The following is a 26,079-nucleotide window of genomic DNA, read 5'->3' on the forward strand; positions in this document are numbered from 1 at the left end:
TTATCCCACGTGACGCATGGTGCACATCAGCTGAGCTTCAGCGGCCACTTCGCCATCCACGCTGGCGACGGCGTTGAACTTCCAGATGCCGCCGCGCACGCGATCGATAGTGATCTCCAGGGCCAGTTGGTCTCCCGGCACCACAGGGCGCTTGAAGCGAGCCGAGTCGATGCCCACGAAGTAGTAGATATTGTTTTCATCGGGCACCTGGCCCATGGCGTCGAAGGCCAGCAGGCCGGCAGCCTGGGCCAGAGCTTCAAGAATCAGCACGCCGGGCATGACCGGACGACCGGGGAAATGCCCGGTAAAGAACGGCTCGTTGAACGTGACGTTCTTGATCGCCTTGATGCGCGTGTTGCGCTCAAGCTCCAGCACCCGGTCCACCAGAAGAAAGGGGTAGCGGTGAGGCAGTTGCTTGAGAATTTCTTGAATATCCATCATCAATTTCCGTTGTTGCTTTGCCGGCCCTCTGCCAGCGCTTGTTCAAGCTTCTTGACCCGCTCCCGGAGCGTGTACAACTGCCTGAAGGTTGCAGCGTTCTTTTCCCATTGCTCGTTCTCTTGCAACGGAAAGATGCCTGTATAAAAACCTGCCTTGGGCAAGGAGCGAGTGACCATGGAGGTCGGCGAAATCACCGTGCCATCCGCAATCGTCAAATGCCCCAGAATATTGGCAGCTCCACCAATCTGGCAGCGCTTGCCGATACGCGCACTGCCGGCAATACCGGTATTGCCGGCAATCACCGTATGCGCACCAATGTGCACATTGTGAGCAATCTGCACCAGATTATCGATCTTGACGCCATCTTCAATGACGGTGTCATCAAGTGCCCCACGATCCACGCAGGTGTTGGCACCGATTTCCACGTCGTTGCCGATGCGCACGGCCCCCAGCTGCTCTATCTTTTCCCATTGGCCCGCCGAGGGCGCGAAGCCGAAGCCGTCGGCACCGATGACCACACCGGGATGCAGAATGCAGCGCTCGCCCAGCACACAGCCCTGGCTGATGGTGACGCGCGATTTCAGCACCGTATCGGCACCGATGACCGCACCTGCCTCCACCACACATTGCGGCCCCACATAGGCACTTTCATGCACCTGGGCCGTGGCATCCACCACCGCACTCGCATGGATGCCGCGCGGCCTGCCGCCCTGCTGATGCGCCTTCCACCACTGGGTGGCACGCGCGAAATAGGCATAAGGATCGGCCGCGACAATGCAGGCGCCACGCTGCGCCGCTTCATCACGCATCGTCGGCGCCACAATGACACAGGCCGCCTGTGAGGCGGCCAGTTGCTGGCGATAGCGGGGATTGCTTAAAAAGCTCAGATCACCGTGGCCCGCAGAGTCCAGTGGAGCGATGCGCGAGATAGGCATCTCGCGCTCGCCACCCACCAGCTCTCCTCCGAGCGCATCGAGAATCTGTCCCAATAGAACGCTCACAAAAGTATCCTTGGGATTACTTTGTGCCGTTCAGGGCCTTGATGACCTTGTCGGTGATATCGAACTTGGGGTTGATATACACGGCCTCTTGCAGGATGACGTCGTACTTTTCAGTCTCGGCCACTTGCTTGACAACCTTGTTCGCACGATCCAGCACGGTGGCCAGTTCTTCGTTCTTGCGTGCGTTCAGATCTTCCTGAAATTCACGGCGCTTGCGCTGGAATTCACGATCCTGATCCACCAACTGACGCTGGCGCGAAGCACGCTGGCTCTCGGACATAGTGGTAGCTTCACGCTCGAACTTGTCCGAGGCGCTCTTCAAGGAATTGCCCTGATCGACCAAATCCTTTTCACGCTTAGAAAACTCCTGCTCAAGCTTGGCTTGGGCAGCCTTGGCAGCGGATGCCTCACGGAAGATACGATCCGTGTTCACAAAACCGGCCTTGAATTCCTGTGCATGCGCAGAGACGGCCATGGCGCCAAGCAGCACAGCCAAAGAAAGATGGCTAGAGAGAGATTTCATTAGAAAGATGTTCCGATTTGGAATTGCAGTTTCTGGATTCTATCGCCGGTTTCCTTACGGATTGGCTGAGCATACGCCAAACGCAGAGGACCCAGCGGCGAAATCCAACTAATACCGACACCGGTGGAAGCACGCAAGGTTCCCAGATCCATGCTTTCACCTTCCGCCCACACATTACCCACGTCCACAAAGCCGAACAGACGCAGTGTTCTGTCATTACCGGCACCTGGGAACGGGACCATGAATTCGCCATTCAAGGTCAGCTTGCGCGTACCGCCCAAGGCCAGATTGGTATTCACCGTGTCACGACGCCCCAGAGAGCCCTGCTCAAAACCACGCACTGAACCCAGGCCACCCGAGTAGAAATTCTTGAAGATGGGATAGGGATTGCCGCCCAGCCCCTTGCCCCAGCCCAGCTCGCCGTTCAGGGCAATCGTGTACTTCTTGTTCAGCGGAATATATTGCTGAATCTGGTAGTTGGCCTTCGCATAGCGCATATCGCTCATGAACGAGGCTTCCAGATTCACACGCTGATAGCGACCGGCATTGGGTGCCAGGGCACTGTCGCGGTTATCACGAGACCATCCCAGAGTCAGAGGGATACCGGTCTTGGAGCAGCCTATGTTCTGGCCAGGCAGACCACCGCAATACTCGTTGTAGACCGCCGGCATATAGGTGCCAGGCTTGATCTCATTGCCTTCAACACCGGCACCGAAGAAGATGGTGTCCACTTCACTGAAGGGCACACCGAAGCGCACGCTGGCACCCTTGGTGATGATCTTGTAGGCGCCATCGTCATAGTAGGGACGGATGGTGCGGTAGTACAGGTCATAGGTGCGCGAGATACCGGTATCCGTGAAGTACGGATTGGTTGTCGACACCACCATGGTGCGGTTGTACTTGCTGGTGTTGACATCCAGACCCAGGTAGTTGCCCGAGCCGAACACGTTTTCCTGCTTGATGCCGAAGGACAGCGAGACCTTTTCAGCGCTGGAAAAACCTGCGCCCAGCTGGATCGAGCCTGTGGGCTTCTCAACCACATTGATCATCAGATCGACCTGATCGGGAGAGCCGGGCACTTCCTGGGTCTCAATGTCGACCTGGGTAAAGAAGCCCAGACGATCCACACGGTCGCGCGACAGCTTGATCTTCTGGCCGTCATACCAGGAGGCCTCGAACTGACGGAACTCGCGACGAATCACTTCGTCGCGGGTCTTGTTGTTGCCGCTGACGCTGATGCGACGGACGTAGGCGCGACGCGAAGGCTGCGCTTGCAACACGATGGCCACACGATTGTTGGCGCGATCGATTTCGGGCACGGCCTCCACCTTGGCGAAGGCAAAACCGAAATTGCTGTAATAGTCGGTAAAAGCCTTGACGGTCTCGGAAACCTGATCGGCGTTATAGGGCTCACCTGGCTTGATCTTGACCAGCGATTTGAACTCGTCGTCACGGTCCAGGTAGTTGCCTTCGAGCTTCACGCCGGAGACCACATACTGATTGCCTTCGTGAATATTCACGGTCAGGCCGATGCTTTGCTTGTCCGGAGAGATGGCGACCTGGGTGGACTCCACACGGAACTCCAGGTAGCCTCGCTGCAGATAGTAGGAGCGCAGAGACTCCAGGTCGGCATTGAGCTTGTTGCGAGCGTAGCGGTCAGACTTGGTGTACCAGCTCATCCAGTTGCCAGTGTCCTGGTCGAACAGGTCCTTGAGCGTCGATTCCTTGAAGGCCTTGTTGCCCACAATGTGGATTTCGTTGATCTTGGCCGGCTCGCCTTCGGAGACGGTGAAGGTCAGGTTCACTCGGTTGCGCTCGATAGGCGTCACCGTGGTCACCACTTCAGCGCCATACAGACTGCGGTTGATGTACTGGCGCTTGAGTTCTTGCTCTGCGCGATCAGCCAGTGCCTTGTCGAAAGGGCGGCCATCGGCCAGGCCCACGTCACGCATGGCCTTGAGCAGAGTGTCCTTGTCGAACTCCTTGGTGCCGGCAAAGTTCACCTCGGCAATGGTTGGGCGCTCTTCCACAACCACCACCAGCACATTGCCATTGGCTTCGAGGCGCACGTCCTTGAACAGACCCAGAGCAAACAACGAACGAATGGCAGCCGCGCCCTTTTCGTCGTTGTAGTCATCGCCCACGCGCAAAGGCATGGAGGCGAACACCGTACCGGGCTCCACTCGCTGCAAACCCTCGACGCGGATATCTTGAACTTTGAAGGGCTCCAATGCCCATGCCGCTTGCGCAGCTAAAACCATAGCAGCCAGGGCAGTTGCAGAGCGCACGCCCAAGCGATTGAAATGTTTTTTCATGAGTGGAAATCGCCGCGAATGCGGCCTACCGTAGCGGTAAAAATTAGCCCCAGAGCCGGTTGATATCGTTGAAAAAGGCGACTGACATCATCAGCAATATGACTGCGACGCCTGCACGCTGCAGTCTTTCAGCCCAGACATCAGAGACACTGCGCCCCGTCAAACCTTCCCAAAGATAATACATCAGGTGCCCACCATCCAGAACGGGCAATGGTAGCAGGTTGAGAACGCCCAGGCTGATGCTGATCAGCGCGAGGAACGACAGGTATTGCACCAGCCCCATGCTGGCGGACTTGCCTGCATAGTCTGCGATCGTCAAAGGACCGCTGATATTCTTGAGCGAGGCCTGACCGATCAGCATGCGCCCCATCATGCGCAGCGTCATGGAGGACAGCTCCCAGGTCTTGTGCACACCGGCGCTCAAGCCATCCAGAAAGCCATGGCGCACCAACACCATCTCGTGCTGGCTGCCAATAAAGGCGTTCACACGTGCAGTTGCAGCTTGTCCATCCTTGCCAGGTACTATTTCCGGCTGCACTCGCAGGTTCAGACGCCGGCCCGCACGCTCCACCGCCCAGGCCTGCGGCTCGACTCGACCCGATGCACCCGAGGCACGAATCGCGGCACGCGCCTGAGCGCCATCCTGAACTGCCTGGCCATCGATGCTGAGCAGCACATCGCCTTTTTGCAGACCCGCCTTTTCTGCAGGGCCACCCGCAACAACCTCTTCTATGACCGGACGACTCCAGGCACCCTGCAGCCCGACCTTGTCAAAGAAAGCTGCATCCGGTTCCTTTTGTTGCAAAGAAGCGAGATCGAGTGGCACGACACGCGCCGCGCCATGCTCTTGCGCCGCCACCTCCAGCTGCAAGGTTTCACCTTCAATGGCAGCTGTCGTCACCAGCCAGCGCAAATCACCCAGGGCACGCACAGGCTGCCATTCCTTGCCACCCACAGAGGCACGCTGCACCCAGTCGCCACTTTGAATACCGGCCTGATGCAGCAACGTGCCTTCCGGAGGAGCCGCAAGCCGGGCTGCCGGCTCGTTGGTACCCACCCAGTTGACCACCGCCAGCAGCGCCACGGCCAGCACCAGATTGGCCACCGGTCCCGCAGCAACAATCGCTGCACGTGAGCGCAAGGGCTGATTGTTGAAGGCCAGATGTTTTTCCTCGGGTCTGACCTCACCCTCACGTTCGTCAAGCATGCGCACATAGCCGCCCAGAGGCAACGCCGCGATCACATATTCGGTGCCCGACTTCTTGCCGACCCAGCGCAACAGCGGCTTGCCAAAGCCCACGGAGTAACGCAGCACCTTGACGCCACAGGCCACGGCAACGCGATAGTGGCCCCACTCATGCACCGCAATCAGAACGCCGAGCGCCACGATGAAAGCCACAACCGTCAGCAACACCTGAAACTCCTTAATGCCAATCAATGCTTGGAGTGCGTAGCAGGCCGCAAGTTCAACCGCAAGCCCTCAAGCCACCAAACTCGACGCCAGATCAGCGCGCCCACTGCCTGGCTATGTCAGCCGCACGCTCGCGCGCTCGCTCATCGAGCGCCATCAACTCATCCAGACTGCCAACGACACCGGGTTGCACGGATTCCAGCGTCTGCAGATTGACGGCATGAATGCGGTCAAATGACAGCCGACGCTCCAGGAATGCGGCGACAGCCACTTCGTTCGCTGCGTTGAGCACCGTGGTCGTACCCTCGGGCGCGCGCAGCGCCTGCCAGGACAGATGCAGGCCCGGAAAGCGATGCGCATCCGCCTCCTCGAAGGTCAGCGCCGCCAGCTTGGCGAAATCCAGCACAGGTGCGCCGCTCTCGATGCGCTCTGGCCAGGCCAGACCACAGGCAATCGGCACACGCATATCGGGCGTTCCCAGCTGGGCGAGAACGGACGCATCCTTGAACTGCACCATGGAATGCACGATCTGCTGGGGATGGATCACCACCTTGATTTTCTCGGGCGCCATATCGAACAGCCAGCGCGCCTCGATCACCTCCAGCGCCTTGTTCATCATGGTGGCCGAGTCCACCGAGATCTTGCGTCCCATGGAAAAATTGGGATGCGAACAAGCCTGCTCGGGCGTGATTTCGGACAATGTCGCCGGATCGCGCTGGCGGAACGGACCGCCCGATGCCGTCAACAGCAAGGAGTCGACGCGATCAGCCCAGGTGTTGCTGTCTTCGGGCAGGCACTGGAAGATGGCCGAGTGCTCGCTGTCGATGGGCAGCAAGGTGGCACCATGACGCTTGACCGTGTCCATGAACAGCGCGCCGCCCACCACCAGGGCCTCCTTGTTGGCCAGCAGCAGACGCTTGCCGGCCCTGGCGGCCGCCAGACAGGGCGCCAGACCGGCCGCTCCGACAATCGCCCCCATGACGGCATCCACATCCGGGTGCGACGCAATCACTTCAAGAGCATCCCGCTCCTGGAGAACCTGTGTCTGAAGCCCGTTTTGCTTGATTGCCTCGGCCAGTTGACGAGCATGAGGCGCACTGGCCATCACAGCGAACTGTGGCTTGAACTGCGCACATTGCCTGAGCATCAGATCCACCTGCGTGGCTGCGCTCAGCGCGAAGATTTCGTATTGTTCAGGGTGGCGCGCCACCACATCCAGGGTATTGGTTCCGATGGAACCGGTAGAACCCAGAACCGTGATTTTCTGCTTCATGGATGCACAAAGGATGAGAGCATCATCGCCAACGGCAGTGTGGGCAGGAGGGCATCAATGCGATCCAGGACACCACCATGGCCGGGCAGCAAGCCGCTGCTGTCCTTGACACCGACGCTGCGCTTGATGAGGGATTCGACCAGGTCGCCCACCACACTCATCGCAGCCATAAACACCGCAGCCAGCAGCAGGAACCAAAGTCCGTGCGACTGCAGCACCGAATAGAAACTGGGAACACCGGCGCCGTAGTGACGATCTGCCCAGCTCCAGACCAGAGCCAGCACAATCACCCCCAGCATGCCGCCCCAGACACCTTCCCAGCTCTTGCCGGGACTGATGGAAGGAGCAAGCTTGTTCCTGGTGAATTTCAGGCCGAAAGTGCGGCCTGCAAAATAGGCGAAGACATCAGCCACCCAGACCAGCACCAGCACCGACAGCAGGAAGTTGATGCCGATATTGCGCGCCTGCACCACGGCCAGCCAGGCCAGCCACAATGCCAGCACGCCGCCGACCAGACGAACGGCAGCCGGAATATGCGGCCAGCCCGCCACGCCAGCGCGCAGCAGCAAAACGCCCCCCAGCACCCAGAGGGAACCTGCAATCAGCCACACCGTGTGCAGAGGCTGATCCACCCAGCCGGCCCACCAGGAGCCGGCGCACAGCGCCGTACAGACAGCACCCAGGCCCAGTGAGCCTGCCTGTCCAAAACCATTGAGTCGCCCCCACTCCCAGGCACCAGCCGCCATGAACAACAGCATCAGTGCGGCAAAGGGCACGATGCTGGCCGTATAAAACAGTGCCGGCAGCAAAATGGCCAGCAAAATCAAGGCGGTAATGACGCGCTGCTTGAGCATGGCACCTCTTATGGTTAAACCGTCAAGGTGACGGTGGATGATGGTTGAATCTGCTCGGAAGTCTGGCCGAAGCGGCGCTCACGACCGCCAAACACGGCAATGGCCTCGTCAAGAGCCGCCTCATCGAAATCAGGCCACAGGGCATTGCTGAAAAAAAGCTCTGTATAAGCAGCCTGCCAGAGCAGGAAATTGCTGATGCGGGTCTCGCCACCGGTGCGGATCATGAGATCCGGATCCGGCACATGGGCCAAGGCCATGGCCCTGTCCAGATTCTCGGGAGTCAACTCCAGCCCCTGGGCCACCAACTTCTGTGCAGCCTGGGCTATATCCCAGCGGCCACCGTAGTTGAAGCAGACGTTGAGAACCAGACGCGTGTTGTGAGCGGTGATGCGCTCGGCCTCTGCCAAGCCTTCCCGAACCTTGTCGCTCAGCCCCTGACGGTCGCCGACAAAGTACAGACGCACGCCGTCGCGGCTGAGTTGAGCGACTTCCTTGGCCAGGGCATTGGCCAGCAGGCTCATGAGGCCCGAGACCTCTTCCTGAGGCCTGTTCCAGTTCTCGGAGGAAAACGCAAACACAGTGAGCACCTGCACGCCACGCTCGACGCAGGCGCGAGCGCAGCGGCGCAGGGACTCCACCCCCTGCTTGTGACCGGCAAGACGTGGAAGCAGACGGCGCTTGGCCCACCGCCCGTTACCGTCCATGATGACGGCGATATGGCGCGGAACCGCGCCGTTTTTCTTGGATGTCAAAAGTGCAAGTCCTTTGGAAAGACTCAGACCGCCATGATGTCCTGTTCCTTGGCCGCCACCAGCGTATCGACCTCGGCAATATGCTTGTCGGTGATCTTCTGGATTTCGGCTTCGGAGCGCTTCTGATCGTCTTCAGAGGCTTCCTTGTCCTTGACCAGCTTCTTCACGCCTTCATTGGCATCGCGACGCAGGTTGCGAACGGCAATCTTGGCGTTCTCGCCTTCGTTGCGCGCCAGCTTGGTCATTTCCTTGCGGCGCTCTTCGCTCATGGGAGGCATGGGCACGCGAATCAGATCGCCCATGGAAGCGGGATTCAGACCCAGATCGCTCTCGCGAATGGCCTTTTCCACCTTGGCAGCCATGTTCTTTTCCCAAGGCTGCACGCTGATGGTGCGGGAATCCAGCAAAGACACATTGGCCACCTGGGACAGAGGCACCATGGAGCCGTAGTACTCGACATGAATGGCATCCAGCAGCGCGGGATTCGCACGGCCGGTACGCACGCGAGCCAGATTGTTCTTCAGAGCCTCGATGGACTGACCCATCTTGGTTTCGGTGTTCTTTTTGATTTCAGCGATCGTCATGTTCTTGTTCCTTTGCGGGCATGTGGCGGCAAAACGCTCAAGCGTACACCAGAGTGCCTTCGTCTTCACCCATGACCACGCGCTTGAGTGCGCCGGGCTTGACGATGGAGAACACGCGAATCGGCAGCTTCTGGTCGCGGCACAGCGCGAAAGCCGTGGCATCCATGATGCCCAGATTGCGCGAGATGGCCTCATCGAAAGCCAGCTTGTCGTAGCGTGTGGCCGAAGGATCCTTGACCGGGTCAGCCGTGTACACGCCATCCACCTTGGTGGCCTTGAGCACGACTTCGGCGCCAATTTCAGCACCACGCAGCGCAGCGGCCGTGTCGGTGGTGAAGAAGGGATTGCCCGTACCGGCAGCGAACACCACGACCTTGCCCTCTTCCAGGTACTGCAGCGCCTTGGGGCGCACATAGGGCTCGACCACCTGCTCGATACCAATGGCCGACATCACGCGCGCCGTCAGGCCCTGCTTGTCCATGGCATCTGCCAGAGCCAGGGCATTCATCACCGTGGCCAGCATGCCCATATAGTCGGCAGTCGCACGGTCCATGCCGACCGAGCCGCCCGCCACGCCGCGGAAGATGTTGCCGCCGCCGATCACCACGGCAACCTGCACACCCACCTTGGTCACTTCCACGATCTCAGCCACCATGCGCTCGATGGTTGCACGGTTGATGCCGAACTGGTCATCTCCCATTAACGCCTCCCCCGACAGCTTGAGCAAGATGCGCTTGTGGGCTGGAATGGCGTTGGACATGGTGTTTCTCCGATGGAAGTTGAATGAGTATGAAAACGGGAGGGGAATAAATCAATCGCGGCTCTAGGCCGCGATTGTTGCTAAGGCTTAGGTTTAAGCACCAGCCTTGGCTGCTGCCACCTGGGCAGCCACTTCAGCGGCGAAGTCATCAGTCTTCTTCTCAATGCCTTCACCCACGACATACATCGTGAACGCCTTCACATTGGTGTTGGCAGCCTTGAGCATCTGAGCCACTGTTTGCTTGCCGTCAGCAGCCTTCACGAAGACCTGGTCGGCCAGGGACACTTCCTTCAGGTACTTCTGCACGGAGCCTTCCACCATCTTGGAAACGATGTCGGCAGGCTTGCCGGATTCGGCTGCCTTGCCTTCGGCCACAGCGCGTTCCTTGGCGATCAGGTCAGCAGGCACGTCAGCGGAAGTCAGAGCCACGGGCTTCATGGCGGCCACGTGCATTGCCACGTCCTTGGCAGCAGAAGCGTCGCCGTCGAACTCGACCACCACGCCAATGCGGGTGCCGTGCACGTAGGCAGCCAGGCCAGCGCCGCTGAAAGCCTTGAAGCGACGGAAGGACATGTTTTCGCCGATCTTGCCGATCAGACCCTTGCGCACATCTTCCAGAGTGGGGCCGTAGCCGTCTTGTTCGTAGGCCAGAGCGCCCAGAGCGTCCAGGTCAGCGGGATTATGCTCGGCGACCAGCTTGGCAGCGGCATTGGCCATGGCCAGGAAGCTGTCGTTCTTGGACACGAAGTCGGTTTCGCTGTTCACTTCGATCAGGCCGCCCTTGCCGCCGTCGATGAAAGCAGCCACAACGCCTTCAGCAGTCACGCGGGAAGCGGCCTTGCCAGCCTTGGTACCCAGCTTGACGCGCAGCAGCTCTTCAGCCTTGGCCATATCGCCATCAGCTTCGGTCAGAGCCTTCTTGCATTCCATCATGGGGGCGTCGGTCTTGGCGCGCAGTTCGGCGACCATGCTTGCAGTAATTGCCATCGTATTTCTCCAGTATCAGTTCGATTCGTTACAGGATTCCGGCTAAAAAAACGGGGCTACCTAGAGCCCCGCTTTTTCTCGCGATGCGGTCGCGCAGCCGGACTTCGCTTAGGCGGCGGATTCTTCCACTTCCACGAACTCGTCGCCGTTCTCACCGGCAGCAGCCTTCACCACGTCGTTCAGACGAGCTTCACGGCCTTCCAGGATTGCGTCGGCAATGCCTTGGGCGTACAGCTGTACAGCCTTGGCGGAGTCGTCGTTACCAGGGATCACGTAGTCGATGCCATCGGGGTTGTGGTTGGTGTCAACCACGCCGATCAAAGGAATGCCCAGCTTCTTGGCTTCAGCGATAGCGATCTTGTGGAAGCCCACGTCGATCACGAAAATGGCGTCGGGCAGACCGTTCATGTCCTGAATGCCGCCGATGTCCTTTTCCAGCTTTTCCAGTTCGCGAACGAACATCAGCTGTTCCTTCTTGGACATGGATTCCAGACCGGCTTCTTGCTGAGCCTTCATGTCCTTCAGACGCTTGATGGAGGTCTTGACGGTCTTGAAGTTGGTCAGCATGCCGCCCAGCCAGCGCTGGTCAACGAAGGGCACGCCAGCGCGCTTGGCTTCTTCAGCCACCAGCTCACGGGCTTGACGCTTTGTACCCACCATCAGGATGGTGCCGCCGTTAGCAGTCAGCTGCTTGGCGAACTTCTGGGCTTCCTGGAACATCGGCAGGGACTTTTCCAGGTTGATGATGTGGATCTTGTTGCGGGCACCGAAGATGAACGGAGCCATCTTGGGATTCCAGAAACGAGTTTGGTGACCGAAGTGGACGCCGGCTTCCAGCATCTCGCGCATTGTTACTGCCATGTTAATTACCTCAAAGGTTGGGTCTAAAATCCGGCCCAACGATTGCAGCCGCCTTGAAAAAAAGCGAGCGCAACACCTTGAATAGGCCGGTTTGCTATTTGCCTTGCCGACTTAAAAGCAATTGCTGCAACACACAAAAAGCCATCACATCAACCACTTTCAGAGCTTTTCAAGTCAATCCTCACGGACTAACCCTTAGCAAAGCCGCAAAATTTTAGCACACTGCCATGCAACTCGACCTCAGTCACGTCGCTCTTGAGATCCGCGAAGGCCGCCAAAGCGCTGCAAACCTCATGCAAATGAGCATTGCTGCCGCGCAAAGCCCCTTGTGCGCCAACGTTTTCAGCCAGACTTTTTTTGACGAGGCACGCTGGGCTGCTGCAGAAACGCCACCCACTACACCCCTGGCTGGCCTGGCCATCTCGGTCAAGGATCTGTTCGACACACAAGGCGCGCGCAGTGCCGCCAGCTCCCTGGTGCTGCAGGATGCGCCCCTCGCCCGAGCAGACGCCACGGCCGTTGCCCGCCTGCGCGCGGCAGGCGCGGCCATCATCGGCCGTACGCATATGGTCGAGTTCGCTTTTTCCGGCGTTGGCGTGAACCCGCATTTCGGCACCCCCGCCGCGCTGGATGCCCGCCACCCCGCCAATCCTCAGCTGGCGCCCACATGGCCGGCCCGCATTCCGGGCGGCTCCTCGTCAGGCGCTGCTGTATCCGTCGCCAGCGGCGCCGCCTGGGCGGCTCTGGGCTCGGACACCGGGGGCTCCATCCGCATTCCCGCTGCACTCAATGGCCTGGTTGGCTTCAAAAGCACGGCCAGGCTGGTTCCCACCGAAGGAACCGTGCCACTCTCGCCCACACTGGACACTGCCTGCGCCATTACGCGTAGCGTGCGCGATGCCGTGCTGCTGCACGAGATTCTGGCCGAGCGCAAAGTCACCAAGGACGAACGCAGCCTGAGCCAGTGGCGCCTGGCAGTGCCACGCCCCGTCTTCTTCGATCAGATCGAGCCCGCCGTGCGCAACGCCTTCGAACGCAGCATCGCCAAGCTGCAGGCCGGCGGCGCACAGATCGAGTGGATTGACCTGCCCGAGCTGGAGGAGCTGGACGGGGTCAACATCATCGGGGGCTTCTCGCCCACCGAAAGCTATGCCTGGCACCGGCGCCATCTGCAGGACCCCGCCAAGGCCGCGCTCTACGACCCCCGAGTACGCTCGCGCATAGAGCGCGGCGCGAGCATGAGCGCTGCCGACTATCTGGATCTGCTGGCCGCGCGCAAGCGCTGGATTGCCAAGATGGAGAGTGCCATAGTCAGCTATGACGCCCTGCTCTCGCCCACCACGCCGATCACGGCACCCACGATTGCATCCGTCGCCCCGACCAACGGTTTCGACGCCGCAGCCGACGCCAAGCGTGACGAGGAATTTTTCCGCGTCAACGGCCTGCTGCTGCGCAATACCAGCGTGGTCAATATGCTGGACGGCTGCGCCCTGTCACTGCCGTGCCACAACCCGAACGAGCTCCCCATGGGCCTGATGATCTGGCATGCCGCCCTGCACGACGATGCCATCCTGAATATCAGCGCGGGCATCGAAGCCGTGCTCAATCGCGACTGACTTCAATTTCCGTAGCTATAACCGCTTATGGCTATTGAATTAAAAGGCAAAAATCATCAAAACCCACAAATGCGCAGCCGGAGGCTATCCTCGGGCCATGCTGCGCATTTCTCCCTCCGACACCTCGCCCGCCTCCATTTCCGCTGGTCAAGGCTGGCCGCTGTTCAGCACCGCCGCCACACGTCAGATTGAGAAGGCTTGCGCCGACCGCCTGCCGCCTCACAGGCTGATGGAACGCGCAGGCCTTGCCATCGCCAAGCTGGCAATGGCAATAGCCCCGCACGCGCAACGCATCTGGATTGCCTGCGGCCCTGGCAACAACGGCGGCGACGGCTTTGAGGCGGCAGCTCAGCTCAGGGCCATGCTGCCCCATGCGCGAATCATGGTCAGCGAAGTGCGCGCACCTGCCGAACTTCCGTCCGATGCACAGATTTCCCGGAACAAAGCCTTGCAGGCTGGCGTGCAGCGGCTCGATGACGCCCCCGTCGATCTGGGACCACAAGACCTGTGCGTTGATGCACTGCTGGGCATAGGACTGAGCCCGCGCACTTTTGGCAAGACCTCGGCTGCCGATCAGCGCCTGCTGCAGTTGCTGGCCCAGGTTCAGCATTGCACCTGCAACGTACTCTGTGTAGACGTTGCCTCAGGCCTCGATGCCGATACCGGTCAATATCTGAGGGAATTCGCACCCGGCCACATCTCCGCCGACCAACGACGCCACACGCTTGCCTTGCTGACCCTGCAGCCCGGCCTGTTCACCGGTCAGGGCCGCGATGCCTGCGGACAAATCTGGTGGGACGACCTGGGCTGCGGCATTGCCAGCGCTCCCGACGTACCGCACTCGCCCGCCCTAGTCGCTGCAGCACAGCCCACGGCATATCTGAGCAACCCAGGCCTTGCCTCCTCAAGAGCACGCCCGCACGCCAGTCACAAAGGCAGCTTTGGCGATGTGGCCGTGCTCGGCGGCGAAGGCCTGGGCATGCGCGGCCTGTCGATGACGGGCGCTGCCTGGCTGGCGGCACTGGCGGCACTGCACACAGGAGCCGGTCGCGTCATGCTGGCCTTGCTGGACGAGCAATCACCGCAAGGCACTGCGCCTTGGCCGGAAATCATGTTGCGCCAACCCGCCGCGCAGGACTGGAGCCAGGCCACCGCGGTCTGCGGCTGCGGTGGTGGCGAAGCCGTGCAGGCCTGGTTGCCTCACATACAGGCACAAGCGCCACAACTGGTGCTGGATGCCGACGCACTCAACGCCGTTGCGGCCAGCCCGGCACTGGCACAGCAGCTGAGCCAGCGCGCCGCACGCCAGCAAACCACGGTCTTGACCCCCCACCCGCTGGAGGCCGCGCGCCTGCTGCAAACCAGCACCGCTCAAGTACAAGCCAACCGCCTTCAAGCCTGCCTGCAGCTTGCCAGCAAATTTCAGTGCACGGTGCTGCTCAAGGGCTCGGGCACGGTCGTTGCCAATCCACAGCAGCAAGTCTGGATCAATGCCAGCGGCAATGCCCGCCTGGCCACGGGCGGCACGGGCGATGTGCTGGCCGGATTGATAGCGGCGCTATGGGCACAGGGTCAAAGTGCCGATATGGCAGCGACTCAGGCTGCCTTCCGCCATGGCCACATTGCAGATTGCTGGCCAGCAAACCTCCCATTCAGCGCCAGTGCACTGGCTCTGCGTCTGGGCAATCAATAAACTGCAAAAAACAAAGGCCTTGCCATTATCTGGCAAGGCCTTTCAGCTCTTGATAGGAGAGCAATCAGCGCTCGGTCTTGCGCTTGCTGGTTTTGCTTGCCGGTGCAGCCTTGGTACCTGCCGCAGGCTTGGCAGCAACCTTTACGGCTTTGGGAGCCGACTTCGCCACAGACTTCGTTGAGACCTTGGTTGCGGGCTTTGCGACCGATTTTGATTCGGGCTTGACCGCAGCCTTGGCAACAGAGATGGCCGGAGCATCAGGCGCAAGCAGAGCTGCAACCTTTTTCCTGCCTGCCGCCTTGCGAGGCTTGGCTTGCTGCACCGCAGTCACGGACTCCGTCACAGGCTCAGGCTTAGGCGCGGCGTGCTCTTGTGCGTACTCTGCCTCCAGTGCGGCCAGGTTCACGCTTTTCAGCATGGCCTTCTTGGCTGCCTTTCGGCCCTGCTTGGCGCGATCGGGCTCAGGTGCAGAAGCAGGCCCCGCAGCGGCATTGCGCTGCGCACGATTGGCCTTGGCATCGCGACGACTCCACTTGTCGGCATAGCCGCCCGCACTGCGTTCGTCACGTGACTCGCGACGGCCACGCCCCTCATCCTTGGCCTGGCCACGACCGCTGCGTGGTGTTTGTACCAAGCCATCCTCGCCATCACGAACCAGGCGGAAGTCGATGCGACGGCCGTCCAGATCCACGCGACTGACCTGCACCCGCACTCGTGCGCCGATGCCATAGCGAACACCCGAGCGCTCGCCACGCAACTCCTGCCGGGCTTCGTCGAAGCGGAAGTAGTCGCCGCCCAGCTCGGTGATATGCACCAGCCCTTCCACATACATGGCATCCAGCGTCACAAAGACTCCGAAGGTCGTGACCGAGGAAACCGTGCCCGCGAACTCCTCGCCCAGATGCTCGCGCATGTATTTGCACTTGAGCCAGGCCTCCACATCGCGACTGGCTTCATCGGCGCGGCGCTCGTTGGCGCTGCAGTGCAGGCCGGCAGCCTCCCAGGCCTGGAATTCCTTGGCCGCCGAGCGCTTGCGCGGCTTTTGCCCCGGCTCGACCACACGCGAGGAGAGGCGCTTGGCCATCTTGGCTTCGGCTTCACCCGGCGTGGGCAGGCTGGGCAGCTTGTAGTGTGTGCCGTTCAACTCAGCCTTGATCACGCGGTGCACCAGCAAGTCCGGATAACGACGAATCGGGCTGGTGAAGTGGGTATAGGCCTCAAAGGCCAGACCGAAGTGGCCCGAGCCTTCCGGCGTATAGAAAGCCTGCATCATGGAGCGCAGCAGCATGGTGTGAATCTGCTGCGAGTCAGGCCTGTCCTTGGTGGCATTGGCAATCTGCTGAAACTCCTTGGTCGAAGGGTTTTCGCTAATGCTCATGCTCACACCCATGGCCTTGAGGTAATTGCGCAGAATTTCCTGCTTTTCCAGCGAAGGCTTGTCGTGCACGCGGAACAGACCAAGCTGCCCGCTTTGGTCGATGAAATCTGCGCTGCAGACATTCGCCGCCAGCATGGCTTCTTCAATCAACTTGTGCGCATCATTGCGAGTGCGTGGCACGATTTTTTCGATGCGTCCGTTGTCGTCGCAGACGATTTGCGTCTCGGTCGTCTCAAAGTCCACGGCACCGCGCGCCTCGCGAGCCTTGAGCAGGGACTGGAAGACGCCATACAGATTCAGCAAATCCTGCACGCGCTCCTTGCGCTTGGCTGCTTCAGGGCCGCGCGTATTGGCCAGGATTGCAGCCACCTCGGTATAGGTGAAGCGCGCATGGCTATGCATTACTGCCGGGTAGAACTGATAGGCGTGAATCTCACCTTGCGCCGTGATCAGCATGTCGCAGACCATGCACAGCCGATCGACGTCGGGGTTCAAGGAGCACAGCCCGTTGCTGAGCTTTTCCGGCAGCATGGGAATCACTCGGCGCGGGAAATACACGCTGGTGGCGCGATCGTAAGCATCCACATCAATGGCGCTACCTGTGGTCACATAGTGACTCACATCCGCAATCGCAACAAGCAGACGCCAGCCCTTGCTGCGCCCCACCTTGGCGGGCTCGCAATACACGGCATCGTCAAAGTCGCGCGCATCTTCGCCGTCAATGGTGACCAGAGGAATATCGGTCAGATCAATGCGGTGCTTGTAGTCTGCGGGTCGGACTTTTTCGGGCAGCGCCTTGGCTTGCTCGAGACAGGCGTCGGAGAAGATATGCGGCACGCCATACTTGCGCACCGCAATCTCGATTTCCATGCCTGGGTCATCCACCTCACCCAGCACTTCGGTAATGCGGCCCACAGGCTGACCAAACAAGGCCGGAGCCTCTGTCAGTTCCACCACCACCACCTGGCCCGGCTTGGCCGCGCCTGTGGCGTTGGAAGGAATCAGAACATCCTGACCGTAGCGCTTGTCTTCAGGGGCCACAAGCCACACACCGCTTTCCTGCAGAAAGCGGCCAATGATGGGCTGATCGGGACGCTCCACGATTTCCACCACACGGCCTTCGGGGCGACCGCGATGGTCATGACGGGCGATACGCACCTGGACCTTGTCCTTGTGCAGCACCGCTCGCATTTCATTGGGGGGAAGGTAGATGTCACGCTCACCATCGTCACGGACGACAAAGCCGTGTCCGTCGCGGTGGCCCTGCACAGTGCCCAAAATTTCTTCGTTCATATCGGCAACTTTTGCGCGAGGGTTCATTTTCTTGATATACAATCTATGTCTTTCCTGAGATGCCCAGGTGGCGGAATTGGTAGACGCACTAGTTTCAGGTACTAGCGGGTAACTCCGTGGAGGTTCGAGTCCTCTCCTGGGCACCAAGTTTAACGACAACCTGCAAGGGTTGAAACAAACTTGGGAAACATTCCTCAAGGGAATGTTTGCAAGCCAGACGGCATCTTAGAAAATTTGAAGATTCAGATTGAATGCAAAAAATGCATTACAATACGAAGCTTCCCTGAAAGCCCAGGTGGCGGAATTGGTAGACGCACTAGTTTCAGGTACTAGCGGGTAACTCCGTGGAGGTTCGAGTCCTCTCCTGGGCACCAAACACGACAAGCCGCTGCATGCAAATGCAGCGGCTTTTTCGTTTTGGAAGCCACCTCAGCTGCCACGCAAAGTTTTCTGAAAAATCCGCGCAAACCGGCATGAGCAGTACTCAAGCCGCTATATAATTCACTCACTCTGAAATGCCCAGGTGGCGGAATTGGTAGACGCACTAGTTTCAGGTACTAGCGGGTAACTCCGTGGAGGTTCGAGTCCTCTCCTGGGCACCAAACACGACAAGCCGTTGCATGCGAATGCAGCGGCTTTTTCGTTTTGGCAGCCACCTTGGCAGCCGCACAAAGTTTTCTGAAAAATCCGCGCAAACCGGCATGAGCAGTACTCAAGTCGCTATATAATTCACCCACTCTGAAATGCCCAGGTGGCGGAATTGGTAGACGCACTAGTTTCAGGTACTAGCGGGTAACTCCGTGGAGGTTCGAGTCCTCTCCTGGGCACCAAACACGACAAGCCGTTGCATGCAAATGCAGCGGCTTTTTCGTTTTGGCAGCCATCCCGGCTGCCGCGCAAAATTTTCTGAAAAATCCGCGCAAACTGGCATGAGCAGTACTCAAGCCGCTATATAATTCACCCACTCTGAAATGCCCAGGTGGCGGAATTGGTAGACGCACTAGTTTCAGGTACTAGCGGGTAACTCCGTGGAGGTTCGAGTCCTCTCCTGGGCACCAAATACAACAAGCCGTTGCATGCAAATGCAGCGGCTTTTTCGTTTTTGCACCGCGCCTTTGAACCACGTACACCAGGAGCGAGACACTGGCGCAAGCTGCCCCCCCTCGTCTGCCGCACTCCAAATCCTGCGAGCCGAGGAAAATAGCTCAAGCCCTAGAACACTCTGCCGGCAACTTGCACAAAAAAGTGCCTCAACTCGCCTGGCAGCCACTTTGAACGCTATATAATTCGATCCACTCTGAAAGCCCAGGTGGCGGAATTGGTAGACGCACTAGTTTCAGGTACTAGCGGGTAACTCCGTGGAGGTTCGAGTCCTCTCCTGGGCACCAAACACGACAAGCCGTTGCATGCAAATGCAGCGGCTTTTTCGTTGCCCCCCGACAGTAAGCAGCACATACGAAAAAGGGAGCCCAACGGCTCCCTTTTTCTTTAGCAACCGCCTCCCACGAGGCGACATGTCGCTTACTTGCGCAGCAATTGCTTGAGTGCGGTCTGCAGGCGACGGGCAGATGCCTCATCGCTGGCACTGCCCAGCACAGTGGCCACGTCCTGACCCCAGGTCTGCTGGGGCGAAGGATCGTTGCGACGGGTCAGCATCTGCAGCTGCAGCGCACGGCGTGCCGCCAGCTGATCGGCAGGAGTGTGCACATCGGCAGCCATTTCCAGGCGCAGCAGGGCCTCTGCAGCATTGCCCTTGGGTGCAGCAGCCACAGCACCAGACCAGGAAGAGCGCACAGGCGCCGTCACCTTGCTGCCCAGTTGCTGAGCCGATGGCAGCTGCGCAGCATCACGAGCCTGCCAGGCACCGAGCAGCTGAGTCAGCGCTTCGCCGTGCGCCTGTGCCGCCAGCTTGCGCAGAGCTTCCTGGGCATGCTCCACGGCATCACGCTGGGCGCGGAAGGCCGGATCGGCCAGGCGCGGTCCGCGCTCCTCTCGCGTGAACTCGCGACGGCCACGGCCGGCATCACGGCTGTCGCGACCATCGCGGCCACCGCGCTCGCCGCGCGCTGCATCGCGTCCACGGCCGCCATCCTTGCGATCACCAGGACGACCACCTGCAGCAGCTGCCGCTTCCTTCCTCATGCCAGGGCGGTCATCGCCACGCACAGCCACCACGGGGCGTGCAGGCTTGGCCACTGCAGCGGCTTCGCTCGCTTGCGCCTCAACAGCTTCAGACGCTTGCTCTGCCTGGCCCTGGGGCTGGTTTTCATCAGACTTGGCGGGCTGAGCCTTGATGGCCGCTTCGAGCTCGGCCAGCGCTGCGTGAATCTTTTGCGCATCGCCGCTGGCATTGGCCGCCTCGACCGCCTTGGACGCATCCAGCACCCGACGATCATGCTCGGACAACTCAACCGCCACCTGGCTGCGACCACCACGCTCCACACTCTTGCGATTGAAGGCATCGTCCAGCGGCTTGCGGAATGCATCCCAGAGCTTTTGCTCATGCTTGCGATCCAGCGGCACCACCTGGGCTTCAGCCTGCCAGCGCTGCTGCAGCGCCTTCACTGCGTCGATGCGCAGGCTGGGAGCCGCCCCCAAGGCCGTGGCTTCATTGATCATGGCATGGCGACGCTCCAGGCTGGCCTTTTGTGCAGCCTGCAGAGGCGCTTCGGCAGCAGCCATGGCCTGCTTGAACAGGGGCTGCAGTTCGGCAAACAGCTTTTCGCCGATATGGCCGCTTTCACGCCAGCGCTCGCCAAACTGGCGCAGCGCGCGCAACATGCTCTTCCAGTCCTGGCTGGCCGCATTGCTTGCAGCCCAGGCCTTGATTTCTTCGATCAGCGCCAGACGCTGCGCCTTGGCCTGCGTGCTGTCCTGACGAATCTTGTCGTGCCAGGACTCGACCACCTTGTAGGCTGCGTTGCAGGCCTCGTCAAACTTCTTCCACAGCGCATGATTGGCTATGGCACCTTGGTCGGCCTGCTTCCATTGTTCGCGCAGGCTGCGCAGGGTTTCCTGGATCTTGCGACCACCCAGTGCCTGGCCTTCGGGACGGTTGAGCAAGGCTTCGGCCTTGGCCACCAGGTCCTCGCGCAGTTTCTCGGCCAGTTGGCGCTGCCAACCCTCGGCCTCACCGGCGGCCAACAGGGCGTCATGCACTTCGCCCACCAGCGCTTCGTCCACAAAACGGCCATGGGCCTTGATGGCTGCGCGCATGGCTTGCACGGCTTCGGAGCCGGCCTGGCTGTTGCCAGCTGCAGTTTCTGCCTTCAGCGCCTGCAGGGCCTGGCCCAGGCCAACCTTGGCTGCTTCCACCTGCTCGGGCGTGGGCTTGCCACGGCCGGCGGCGGCTGCGCGCGGTGCAGCGGGCTTGGCCACTTCCACAGCAGCGGCTTCGGGAGGCAGACCACGGGCCACGCGGATTTCGTCGGCCCAGACGGGGACCGTGGGCAACGGTGCTGCCTCGTCGGCGGCAGCAGCCTCGGTCTGTGCCAGTGCAGACTGGAAAGCATCCCAAACCAGCGCCAGTTGTGCAGAGGCTGCTTCCAGCTGAGGCGGGAAACGGCCGTCCACGCTGCCCCAGCTGGCGTCGCCGGTCAGCTCCTTGGCCTGCTCCTGCCAGCGCGCGACATCGACTCCCAGGGCTTCCAGCACCGCCTTGGCATCCTTCCAGGACTTTGTGGACAGCACTTCGATGCGCTGCGCCAGCAGCAGCGCCACTTCGCGCTGCACCTGGGTGCGATGCTGCAGGTCTTCCACAGCCTTCACGCGCTCGCCCAATCGGGCCTTGAACTGCGACAGAGGCTCGCGCGACAGCGCGGCACCGGCCTTGGCGGCATCACGCTGCCAGGCAGCTGCAGCCGCGGCATCGAAGGGCTCTGCAGCCAGCAGTGCCTGAGCCTTCTCGGCCCATTCCACGGAAATTTTTTCCTGATTCGCGGTGCGACGGATTTCGTCAAGGCGCTCGCGCACGGCACGGGCAGCACTCTTGTCGCCCTTGCTCAGTTCCTTGTGAACGTCCTGGAGTTGCTCGACCGTGGGCTGAGTCGCCAACCAGTCGCGAATGCGCGCGGCGCGATCACCCGACGTCTCGGCGGAGAAAGCACCACCCGTCAATGCATCCAGCGGATGTTGCTCAGTATTCTTGGCAGAGGCCGGGTTCACTTCAGATGCATCAGACATGGTGCTGCTAGGAGAAATAGATGTCATGTAAGGGTCAGAAAATGCTTGGCAGCCAGCGCAGTCAACGCTGCAACGGGCCAGTGCCAACCCACATGAGGGCAGACTTTCCAAGCGCAAGCCCAGGCACATGAGCACCTGGGCAAACCGGTATTTTCGCCTTTATTTAAAGGCAAGCCAAAAAATGCGAAATCGCAAGGTGTTTCGCAGCACTTTCATCACTGCGCAGACAGGCTCAACTGGGCACGTGGCGTCCAGTCCTTGTCCTGCACATCCAGCTTGGGAGCGCCCAGGAACAGGCGCTCCAGCGGCAGCTGTTGCGTGGCCAGATAGTCCCGCACAGCCACACCGCGCGCCAGCGCCAGCTCGCGCATGGCATCGTCAGGCACCTTGATGCTGGCCACCAGCAGCGCCGTCATCTGGTCGACAGGCAAATCCTTGGCCATTCCGACCATGTTGCGGGGCTTTTTGATATCGGCACGACCGTAAACGGCCTTGAGCAGAGCCGGGCGCTCGGCTTCGCCAAACTCCATCACCTCATCGCCACTCTTGCCTTCGCGAATCACGTTGCGGCGCTTTTGGGCCAGCAGCAGACGATTCAGCTCTTCAGTCTTCCAGGCCTCCTTGTCTTCGGCCTCACGCGACTCGCCCACCACAGTCATCTTGAGCGCGGGGCGGTCGTTGAGTGCCTTGACGATCTTGGCCAGTTGCTCCCTGGCCTTGCCGTCGAGCTTGGCGCTGCCCGGCGCAAAGTTGACTGCGCCTGACTCGTCGCCACCCGAGAACGCCCCCGACAACAGCGCAAACGGCGCGGTCACTGCCTTCATGATGATGTTGCCAATCACCTTGAAGATGATGGGCGCCAGACGGAACTGCGGGTCGTTGAGCGAGCCGCTCAGAGGCACATCGAGATCGATCACGCCGTTGCGGTCGGACAGCAGGGCCACCGCCAGCTTGACGGGCAGCGATGCGGGCGCGCCCTCCACCTTGTCGCCAAAGGTCAATTGGCGCAGCACCAGCTTGTTCGATGCCGTGAGCTGCCCATCAGGCTGCACCTTGTAGTTCACATCCATATAGAGCTTGCCGCGCTCTATGCCATAGCCCGCGTACTTGATGGAATATGGCGACAGCGGCGACAGCTCCAGGTCATTCATCTGGGCACGCACATCCAGTGCCAGAGGCTTGGCCAGCGGGTTGACCTTGCCGCTGATATCGAGCTTCGCCGTACCCTGGGCCTTGCCCTTGATTTCAAGATCGGCCATTTGCGGCTCGACCTGGCCTGCAGGAGCCTGCGAAGAGAAGGTGCTCAGACGGCCGTTCAGCTCACTCAGATCGGCCGAGTAGTTGGGCTGAATGAAATAGTCGGAAAACTGCACCTTGCCGCCCGTCAGCACAATGGGCCCGACCTTGATGATGGGCGCGGGGCCGACATCTTCGGGCTTTACGGGCTCAGCCACGGGTCTGCTGAGCTCGGGCTTCTCGCCAGCAGCCGCCTGGGCGTTCGCCTCTTCGTTCTGTGCGACGGACTGCTCGGACTTTTCGGTCTTCACAATGTCCTGCAGATTGATGCGGCCGTTGCGCTGCACGATGACGCGCGCAAAAAAGTCGCTCAGCGCGGTTTCGCGCACGCTCACCCGCAGCGGCTGAGCCGGTTGCATATTCAGGTCCAGGCCGCGCACCATCAGCGTTTTCCAGGCCAGCAAATCATCGCCCAAACCCAGACCTGTGCGCGCAGCCAGTGCCTTGGCACGGTCTGCCGTTGAGTCATTGAGCACTGCCGTCAGCGCGCCCTTGGCGGTACTGGGCTTGCCCACCTCTTCCTGCACCGGGGCCGCAAGCGTAGAGCGTACGCGCAGGTCGTTGAGCTCCACATCGCCCGACACAGACAGCTGAGGCCCCTTGGCATGGGCCAGATAGTTAAGCTTGCCCCGGAAGTTGCCGTCGGCACGCACCAGATCCACATTGAGCTTGTGACCGAAATACGGCTCCAGCGCATGCAAGGGCACAGCACGGGCCTGCAACTGCCCCTGAGCCGAAACAGGGGTCAGACCCAACTGCCCCTTGAACTGAATATGACCAGCCTGCACACGGCGACTGGCAGCCAGCTGAGCCGAGACCTCCAGCGGAGTCGGCGCTGCCTTGGCCGCCAGAGGCTCGAAAGCCCCCAGGCGTATGCGCAAGGCGCTCACATCCAGCTGCACGGGCCGTGCATTCCCGCCTTGCACAGGTGCTGCATCGCGAAACTGCAGCGCACCGCCATCCACGGCAATCGCTGCCAGCTTGACCGACCAGGGTTTGCCCGGCTCCACCTTGCTGCCCTGCGTTGCCGGCCTGGCTGCAGGCGATGCCACGGGCAACCAACGCTCGTACATCCAGTGCCCTTGTGCGTCACGCAGGGCCGCGAGTTGCGGCTTCTGCACGGCAATGGCCTCCACCTGCACCTGCCGGGCAGCAAGATCGACCTGAACGCCGCTGACCTTGATCTGTTCGATATTGACAGGGGCCTGCTTGTCCTGCAGCTGCAGCTTGTCGGCAGTCAGCTCGGCCACCTCTGCCACGACTCCGCCCTCACCCCAGGAAATCCGGGCATCGGTATTGAGCATGGCGCTGAGCTGCGGCTTGAAGTGCGCTTGCATATAGGGCTGCACCCATTGCAGCGGCAACTGCTCGAGCTTGAGATTGAGCTTGCCCGCCTTGTCCGTGGCTTCTCCATCCACAGCCAGCCTGGCAGCCCCTTCCACCCGGGCCTGCTCAGCCGTTTGCAAACCTGCAGTGGCCGTCAGTTGCAAAGGCGCATTCATGGGCCAAGCCAGATTCTTGGCCTGCAGCATCAAAGGAGCCAGGGTCAGCGCCGCAGGCGCCGCGCCTGTAGCAGCATCCCTCCAATGCACTGTAGCGCTATCAATATCGAACTGTTTCACGCTCACTGCGAGGGACTGGGCGGGCGCCTCGGCCTTGGTGCCCGCCTGGACCGAAGCCTTGGCGTCGGAGGAATCAGACTCAGGCTCTGCATTTTCGGCGGGCGCTGCTGCAGCAGTGGACGGCGCATTCAGCCCCAGCCAGTTGATCACGCCCTGCGCATTGCGGCTGGCATGAACCTCGGGCTTGACCCAGCGCACCGATTCGAGCGCAATCTGGTTCTGCAGAGGCTGAACATTCTTGAGCTGCACCTCCAGCGCCTCAAAGTTCAGCAGCGGCGCACTCTGGCGATCCTGCACCGCGACATTGCTCAAGGCCAGCTTGCCGCTGATGCTGACCACAGGCTGGTCTTTTTGCTCGAAGCTGATCTGCAGATCCGTGTCCAGCACGCCAGACAGAGGCTGCACGGGAACGCTGGCAGGCACATAGCCCAGATAAGGGGCCAGATCGATGTGCTCCCATTTGAGTTGCATCGCCGTCTGGCGGGTGTCAGTGAACGGCGTGCTCTCGCCCGAGGTATCGAACTTGCTGCCGTTGAGATCGAAAGCCAGATGCGGCAGCACCTTGATCTCGCGCTTGGAGGCCAGATTGCTGATGAAAGGAATGCTCAGCTGCAAGTCCTTGAGCTCGTGCTTGCGCTGCACGAACTCGTCATTGAGCTCGATACGGCCGTCGCGCAAGGCAATGTTGTAGAGCGCAAAGCTCAGGGGCTTGGACGGCTCCTCGTCATCGGGCTCGGAGAGCTTGGCAATCACATCGTCGATATCGAGCTTGCCCAGTGAATGCTGGGTCAGGCGCACCACCGGCGCATCGACCTCGACCGCATCCAGCACAGGAGCGAGCCTGAACAAGGACTGCGCGCTGGCATTGATGAAGATGCGCTTGATCTGCAGCTGTGGCTCGGCGGCGGATTTCAGATCTTTCTGAGCCACAGAGTTCTCTGCATCAGCGGTTTCAGCTACTTTTTTTATAGCCTTATCGATCACCAGTTCATGCAGGGTGATGGACATGGCCCAGGGCGCAAACTCGATCTTGCCCACATGGACGCCGCGCCCCAGTTTCTCGGCAGCCCGTTTTTCCAGCTGGCTTTTAGCCACCCAGGGCACTACCGCCCAGAGCAGCAGCCATAACAGCAAAAGAGCAAGAACAGACCAGATCAGCCGGCGAAGCCAGCGATTCGATGTGAGCAAGGACATGGGCAATTGTTATTGATGCAGAGATTGAAAGCCTTCCAAGACT

17 protein-coding genes and 6 tRNA genes are annotated in these 26,079 nt (G+C 60.4%); 8 read left to right on the top strand and 15 right to left on the bottom strand.

The annotated features are described in order from the left end of the window. The 12 genes from fabZ to rpsB all read right to left on the bottom strand — a co-directional run bounded on the left by fabZ (position 1) and on the right by rpsB (position 11,762). Positions 1 to 441: a 3-hydroxyacyl-ACP dehydratase FabZ gene (gene fabZ, locus MPZ60_RS17010; RefSeq protein WP_003053425.1), complete on the bottom strand. Its 441-nt coding sequence runs from the start codon at positions 439 to 441 to the stop codon at positions 1 to 3. Further along, entirely contained in the window at positions 441 to 1,442 is a 1,002-nt protein-coding gene (gene lpxD / locus MPZ60_RS17015; protein ID WP_034358742.1) for a UDP-3-O-(3-hydroxymyristoyl)glucosamine N-acyltransferase, read from the bottom strand. The genes fabZ and lpxD overlap by 1 nt, the downstream gene beginning before the upstream one ends. A gap of 16 nt (positions 1,443 to 1,458) precedes the next feature. Beyond that, positions 1,459 to 1,965, bottom strand: a complete 507-nt coding sequence (locus MPZ60_RS17020) for an OmpH family outer membrane protein (RefSeq protein ID WP_034358744.1) — start codon at positions 1,963 to 1,965, stop codon at positions 1,459 to 1,461. After that, complete coding sequence (gene bamA, locus MPZ60_RS17025) at positions 1,965 to 4,280, bottom strand: outer membrane protein assembly factor BamA (RefSeq protein WP_034358746.1); 2,316 nt, start codon at positions 4,278 to 4,280, stop codon at positions 1,965 to 1,967. Before bamA ends, MPZ60_RS17020 begins: the two co-directional genes overlap by 1 nt. A 43-nt stretch (positions 4,281 to 4,323) precedes the next feature. Beyond that, complete coding sequence (gene rseP, locus MPZ60_RS17030; protein WP_034358772.1) at positions 4,324 to 5,694, bottom strand: RIP metalloprotease RseP; 1,371 nt, start codon at positions 5,692 to 5,694, stop codon at positions 4,324 to 4,326. 91 nt (positions 5,695 to 5,785) lie between these two features. Then, positions 5,786 to 6,964, bottom strand: coding sequence for a 1-deoxy-D-xylulose-5-phosphate reductoisomerase (gene ispC, locus MPZ60_RS17035; protein ID WP_034358748.1), 1,179 nt, complete (start codon positions 6,962 to 6,964; stop codon positions 5,786 to 5,788). Beyond that, complete coding sequence (locus MPZ60_RS17040; RefSeq protein ID WP_034358751.1) at positions 6,961 to 7,818, bottom strand: phosphatidate cytidylyltransferase; 858 nt, start codon at positions 7,816 to 7,818, stop codon at positions 6,961 to 6,963. The genes ispC and MPZ60_RS17040 overlap by 4 nt, the downstream gene beginning before the upstream one ends. 14 nt (positions 7,819 to 7,832) lie before the next feature. Beyond that, complete coding sequence (gene uppS, locus MPZ60_RS17045) at positions 7,833 to 8,570, bottom strand: polyprenyl diphosphate synthase (RefSeq protein WP_034358753.1); 738 nt, start codon at positions 8,568 to 8,570, stop codon at positions 7,833 to 7,835. A gap of 23 nt (positions 8,571 to 8,593) precedes the next feature. After that, entirely contained in the window at positions 8,594 to 9,154 is a 561-nt protein-coding gene (gene frr / locus MPZ60_RS17050) for a ribosome recycling factor (RefSeq protein WP_003067379.1), read from the bottom strand. 37 nt (positions 9,155 to 9,191) lie between these two features. After that, positions 9,192 to 9,914, bottom strand: a complete 723-nt coding sequence (gene pyrH, locus MPZ60_RS17055) for a UMP kinase (protein WP_003053409.1) — start codon at positions 9,912 to 9,914, stop codon at positions 9,192 to 9,194. Between the two features lie 93 nt (positions 9,915 to 10,007). After that, positions 10,008 to 10,901 carry a translation elongation factor Ts gene (gene tsf / locus MPZ60_RS17060; RefSeq protein WP_012839129.1) on the bottom strand — a complete coding sequence of 298 codons (894 nt, stop codon included), beginning with the start codon at positions 10,899 to 10,901 and terminating at the stop codon, positions 10,008 to 10,010. A gap of 108 nt (positions 10,902 to 11,009) precedes the next feature. After that, positions 11,010 to 11,762, bottom strand: a complete 753-nt coding sequence (gene rpsB / locus MPZ60_RS17065) for a 30S ribosomal protein S2 (RefSeq protein ID WP_003067383.1) — start codon at positions 11,760 to 11,762, stop codon at positions 11,010 to 11,012. 227 nt (positions 11,763 to 11,989) lie between these two features. On the opposite strand from rpsB, the gene MPZ60_RS17070 reads away from it, so the two are divergent. Together MPZ60_RS17070 and MPZ60_RS17075 are read left to right on the top strand one after the other, a co-directional pair. After that, on the top strand, positions 11,990 to 13,378 hold the full coding sequence (locus MPZ60_RS17070) for an amidase (protein ID WP_034358756.1): 1,389 nt from the start codon (positions 11,990 to 11,992) through the stop codon (positions 13,376 to 13,378). Between the two features lie 97 nt (positions 13,379 to 13,475). Further along, positions 13,476 to 15,071, top strand: a complete 1,596-nt coding sequence (locus MPZ60_RS17075) for an NAD(P)H-hydrate dehydratase (RefSeq protein ID WP_034358759.1) — start codon at positions 13,476 to 13,478, stop codon at positions 15,069 to 15,071. Between the two features lie 64 nt (positions 15,072 to 15,135). On the opposite strand, the gene rnr is transcribed toward MPZ60_RS17075, so the two are convergent. Beyond that, positions 15,136 to 17,769, bottom strand: coding sequence for a ribonuclease R (rnr, locus tag MPZ60_RS17080; RefSeq protein ID WP_034358774.1), 2,634 nt, complete (start codon positions 17,767 to 17,769; stop codon positions 15,136 to 15,138). Between the two features lie 34 nt (positions 17,770 to 17,803). Between rnr and MPZ60_RS17085 the strand changes: the two genes are divergently transcribed. The 6 genes from MPZ60_RS17085 to MPZ60_RS17110 all read left to right on the top strand — a co-directional run bounded on the left by MPZ60_RS17085 (position 17,804) and on the right by MPZ60_RS17110 (position 19,130). Then, a tRNA-Leu gene (locus tag MPZ60_RS17085) sits at positions 17,804 to 17,888 on the top strand. Between the two features lie 143 nt (positions 17,889 to 18,031). After that, positions 18,032 to 18,116 (top strand) — tRNA-Leu (locus MPZ60_RS17090). A gap of 143 nt (positions 18,117 to 18,259) precedes the next feature. Beyond that, positions 18,260 to 18,344: transfer RNA gene (locus MPZ60_RS17095), tRNA-Leu, on the top strand. Positions 18,345 to 18,487: 143 nt separating this feature from the next. Further along, positions 18,488 to 18,572 (top strand) — tRNA-Leu (locus MPZ60_RS17100). A 143-nt stretch (positions 18,573 to 18,715) separates the two neighbouring features. Then, positions 18,716 to 18,800: transfer RNA gene (locus tag MPZ60_RS17105), tRNA-Leu, on the top strand. A gap of 245 nt (positions 18,801 to 19,045) precedes the next feature. After that, positions 19,046 to 19,130, top strand: a tRNA-Leu gene (locus MPZ60_RS17110). 133 nt (positions 19,131 to 19,263) lie between these two features. Here the strand turns inward: MPZ60_RS17110 and MPZ60_RS17115 are convergent. Beyond that, entirely contained in the window at positions 19,264 to 21,924 is a 2,661-nt protein-coding gene (locus tag MPZ60_RS17115) for a DUF349 domain-containing protein (protein ID WP_034359284.1), read from the bottom strand. A 215-nt stretch (positions 21,925 to 22,139) separates the two neighbouring features. Next, entirely contained in the window at positions 22,140 to 26,036 is a 3,897-nt protein-coding gene (locus MPZ60_RS17120) for a DUF748 domain-containing protein (RefSeq protein WP_034359286.1), read from the bottom strand. Positions 26,037 to 26,079 lie beyond the last annotated feature (43 nt).

The organism is Comamonas sp. 7D-2 (genome assembly GCF_022749555.1).
GTDB lineage: Bacteria > Pseudomonadota > Gammaproteobacteria > Burkholderiales > Burkholderiaceae_C > Comamonas > Comamonas thiooxydans.

Bases quoted from the DNA above. Each gene is read 5' to 3' on its own strand.
- fabZ (WP_003053425.1), bottom strand. From the start codon at position 441: ATGATGGATATTCAAGAAATTCTCAAGCAACTGCCTCACCGCTACCCC.
- MPZ60_RS17020 (WP_034358744.1), bottom strand. From the start codon at position 1,965: ATGAAATCTCTCTCTAGCCATCTTTCTTTGGCTGTGCTGCTTGGCGCC.
- bamA (WP_034358746.1), bottom strand. From the start codon at position 4,280: ATGAAAAAACATTTCAATCGCTTGGGCGTGCGCTCTGCAACTGCCCTG.
- ispC (WP_034358748.1), bottom strand. From the start codon at position 6,964: ATGAAGCAGAAAATCACGGTTCTGGGTTCTACCGGTTCCATCGGAACC.
- MPZ60_RS17040 (WP_034358751.1), bottom strand. From the start codon at position 7,818: ATGCTCAAGCAGCGCGTCATTACCGCCTTGATTTTGCTGGCCATTTTG.
- frr (WP_003067379.1), bottom strand. From the start codon at position 9,154: ATGACGATCGCTGAAATCAAAAAGAACACCGAAACCAAGATGGGTCAG.
- pyrH (WP_003053409.1), bottom strand. From the start codon at position 9,914: ATGTCCAACGCCATTCCAGCCCACAAGCGCATCTTGCTCAAGCTGTCG.
- tsf (WP_012839129.1), bottom strand. From the start codon at position 10,901: ATGGCAATTACTGCAAGCATGGTCGCCGAACTGCGCGCCAAGACCGAC.
- rpsB (WP_003067383.1), bottom strand. From the start codon at position 11,762: ATGGCAGTAACAATGCGCGAGATGCTGGAAGCCGGCGTCCACTTCGGT.
- MPZ60_RS17070 (WP_034358756.1), top strand. From the start codon at position 11,990: ATGCAACTCGACCTCAGTCACGTCGCTCTTGAGATCCGCGAAGGCCGC.
- MPZ60_RS17075 (WP_034358759.1), top strand. From the start codon at position 13,476: ATGCTGCGCATTTCTCCCTCCGACACCTCGCCCGCCTCCATTTCCGCT.
- rnr (WP_034358774.1), bottom strand. From the start codon at position 17,769: ATGAACCCTCGCGCAAAAGTTGCCGATATGAACGAAGAAATTTTGGGC.
- MPZ60_RS17115 (WP_034359284.1), bottom strand. From the start codon at position 21,924: ATGTCTGATGCATCTGAAGTGAACCCGGCCTCTGCCAAGAATACTGAG.
- MPZ60_RS17120 (WP_034359286.1), bottom strand. From the start codon at position 26,036: ATGTCCTTGCTCACATCGAATCGCTGGCTTCGCCGGCTGATCTGGTCT.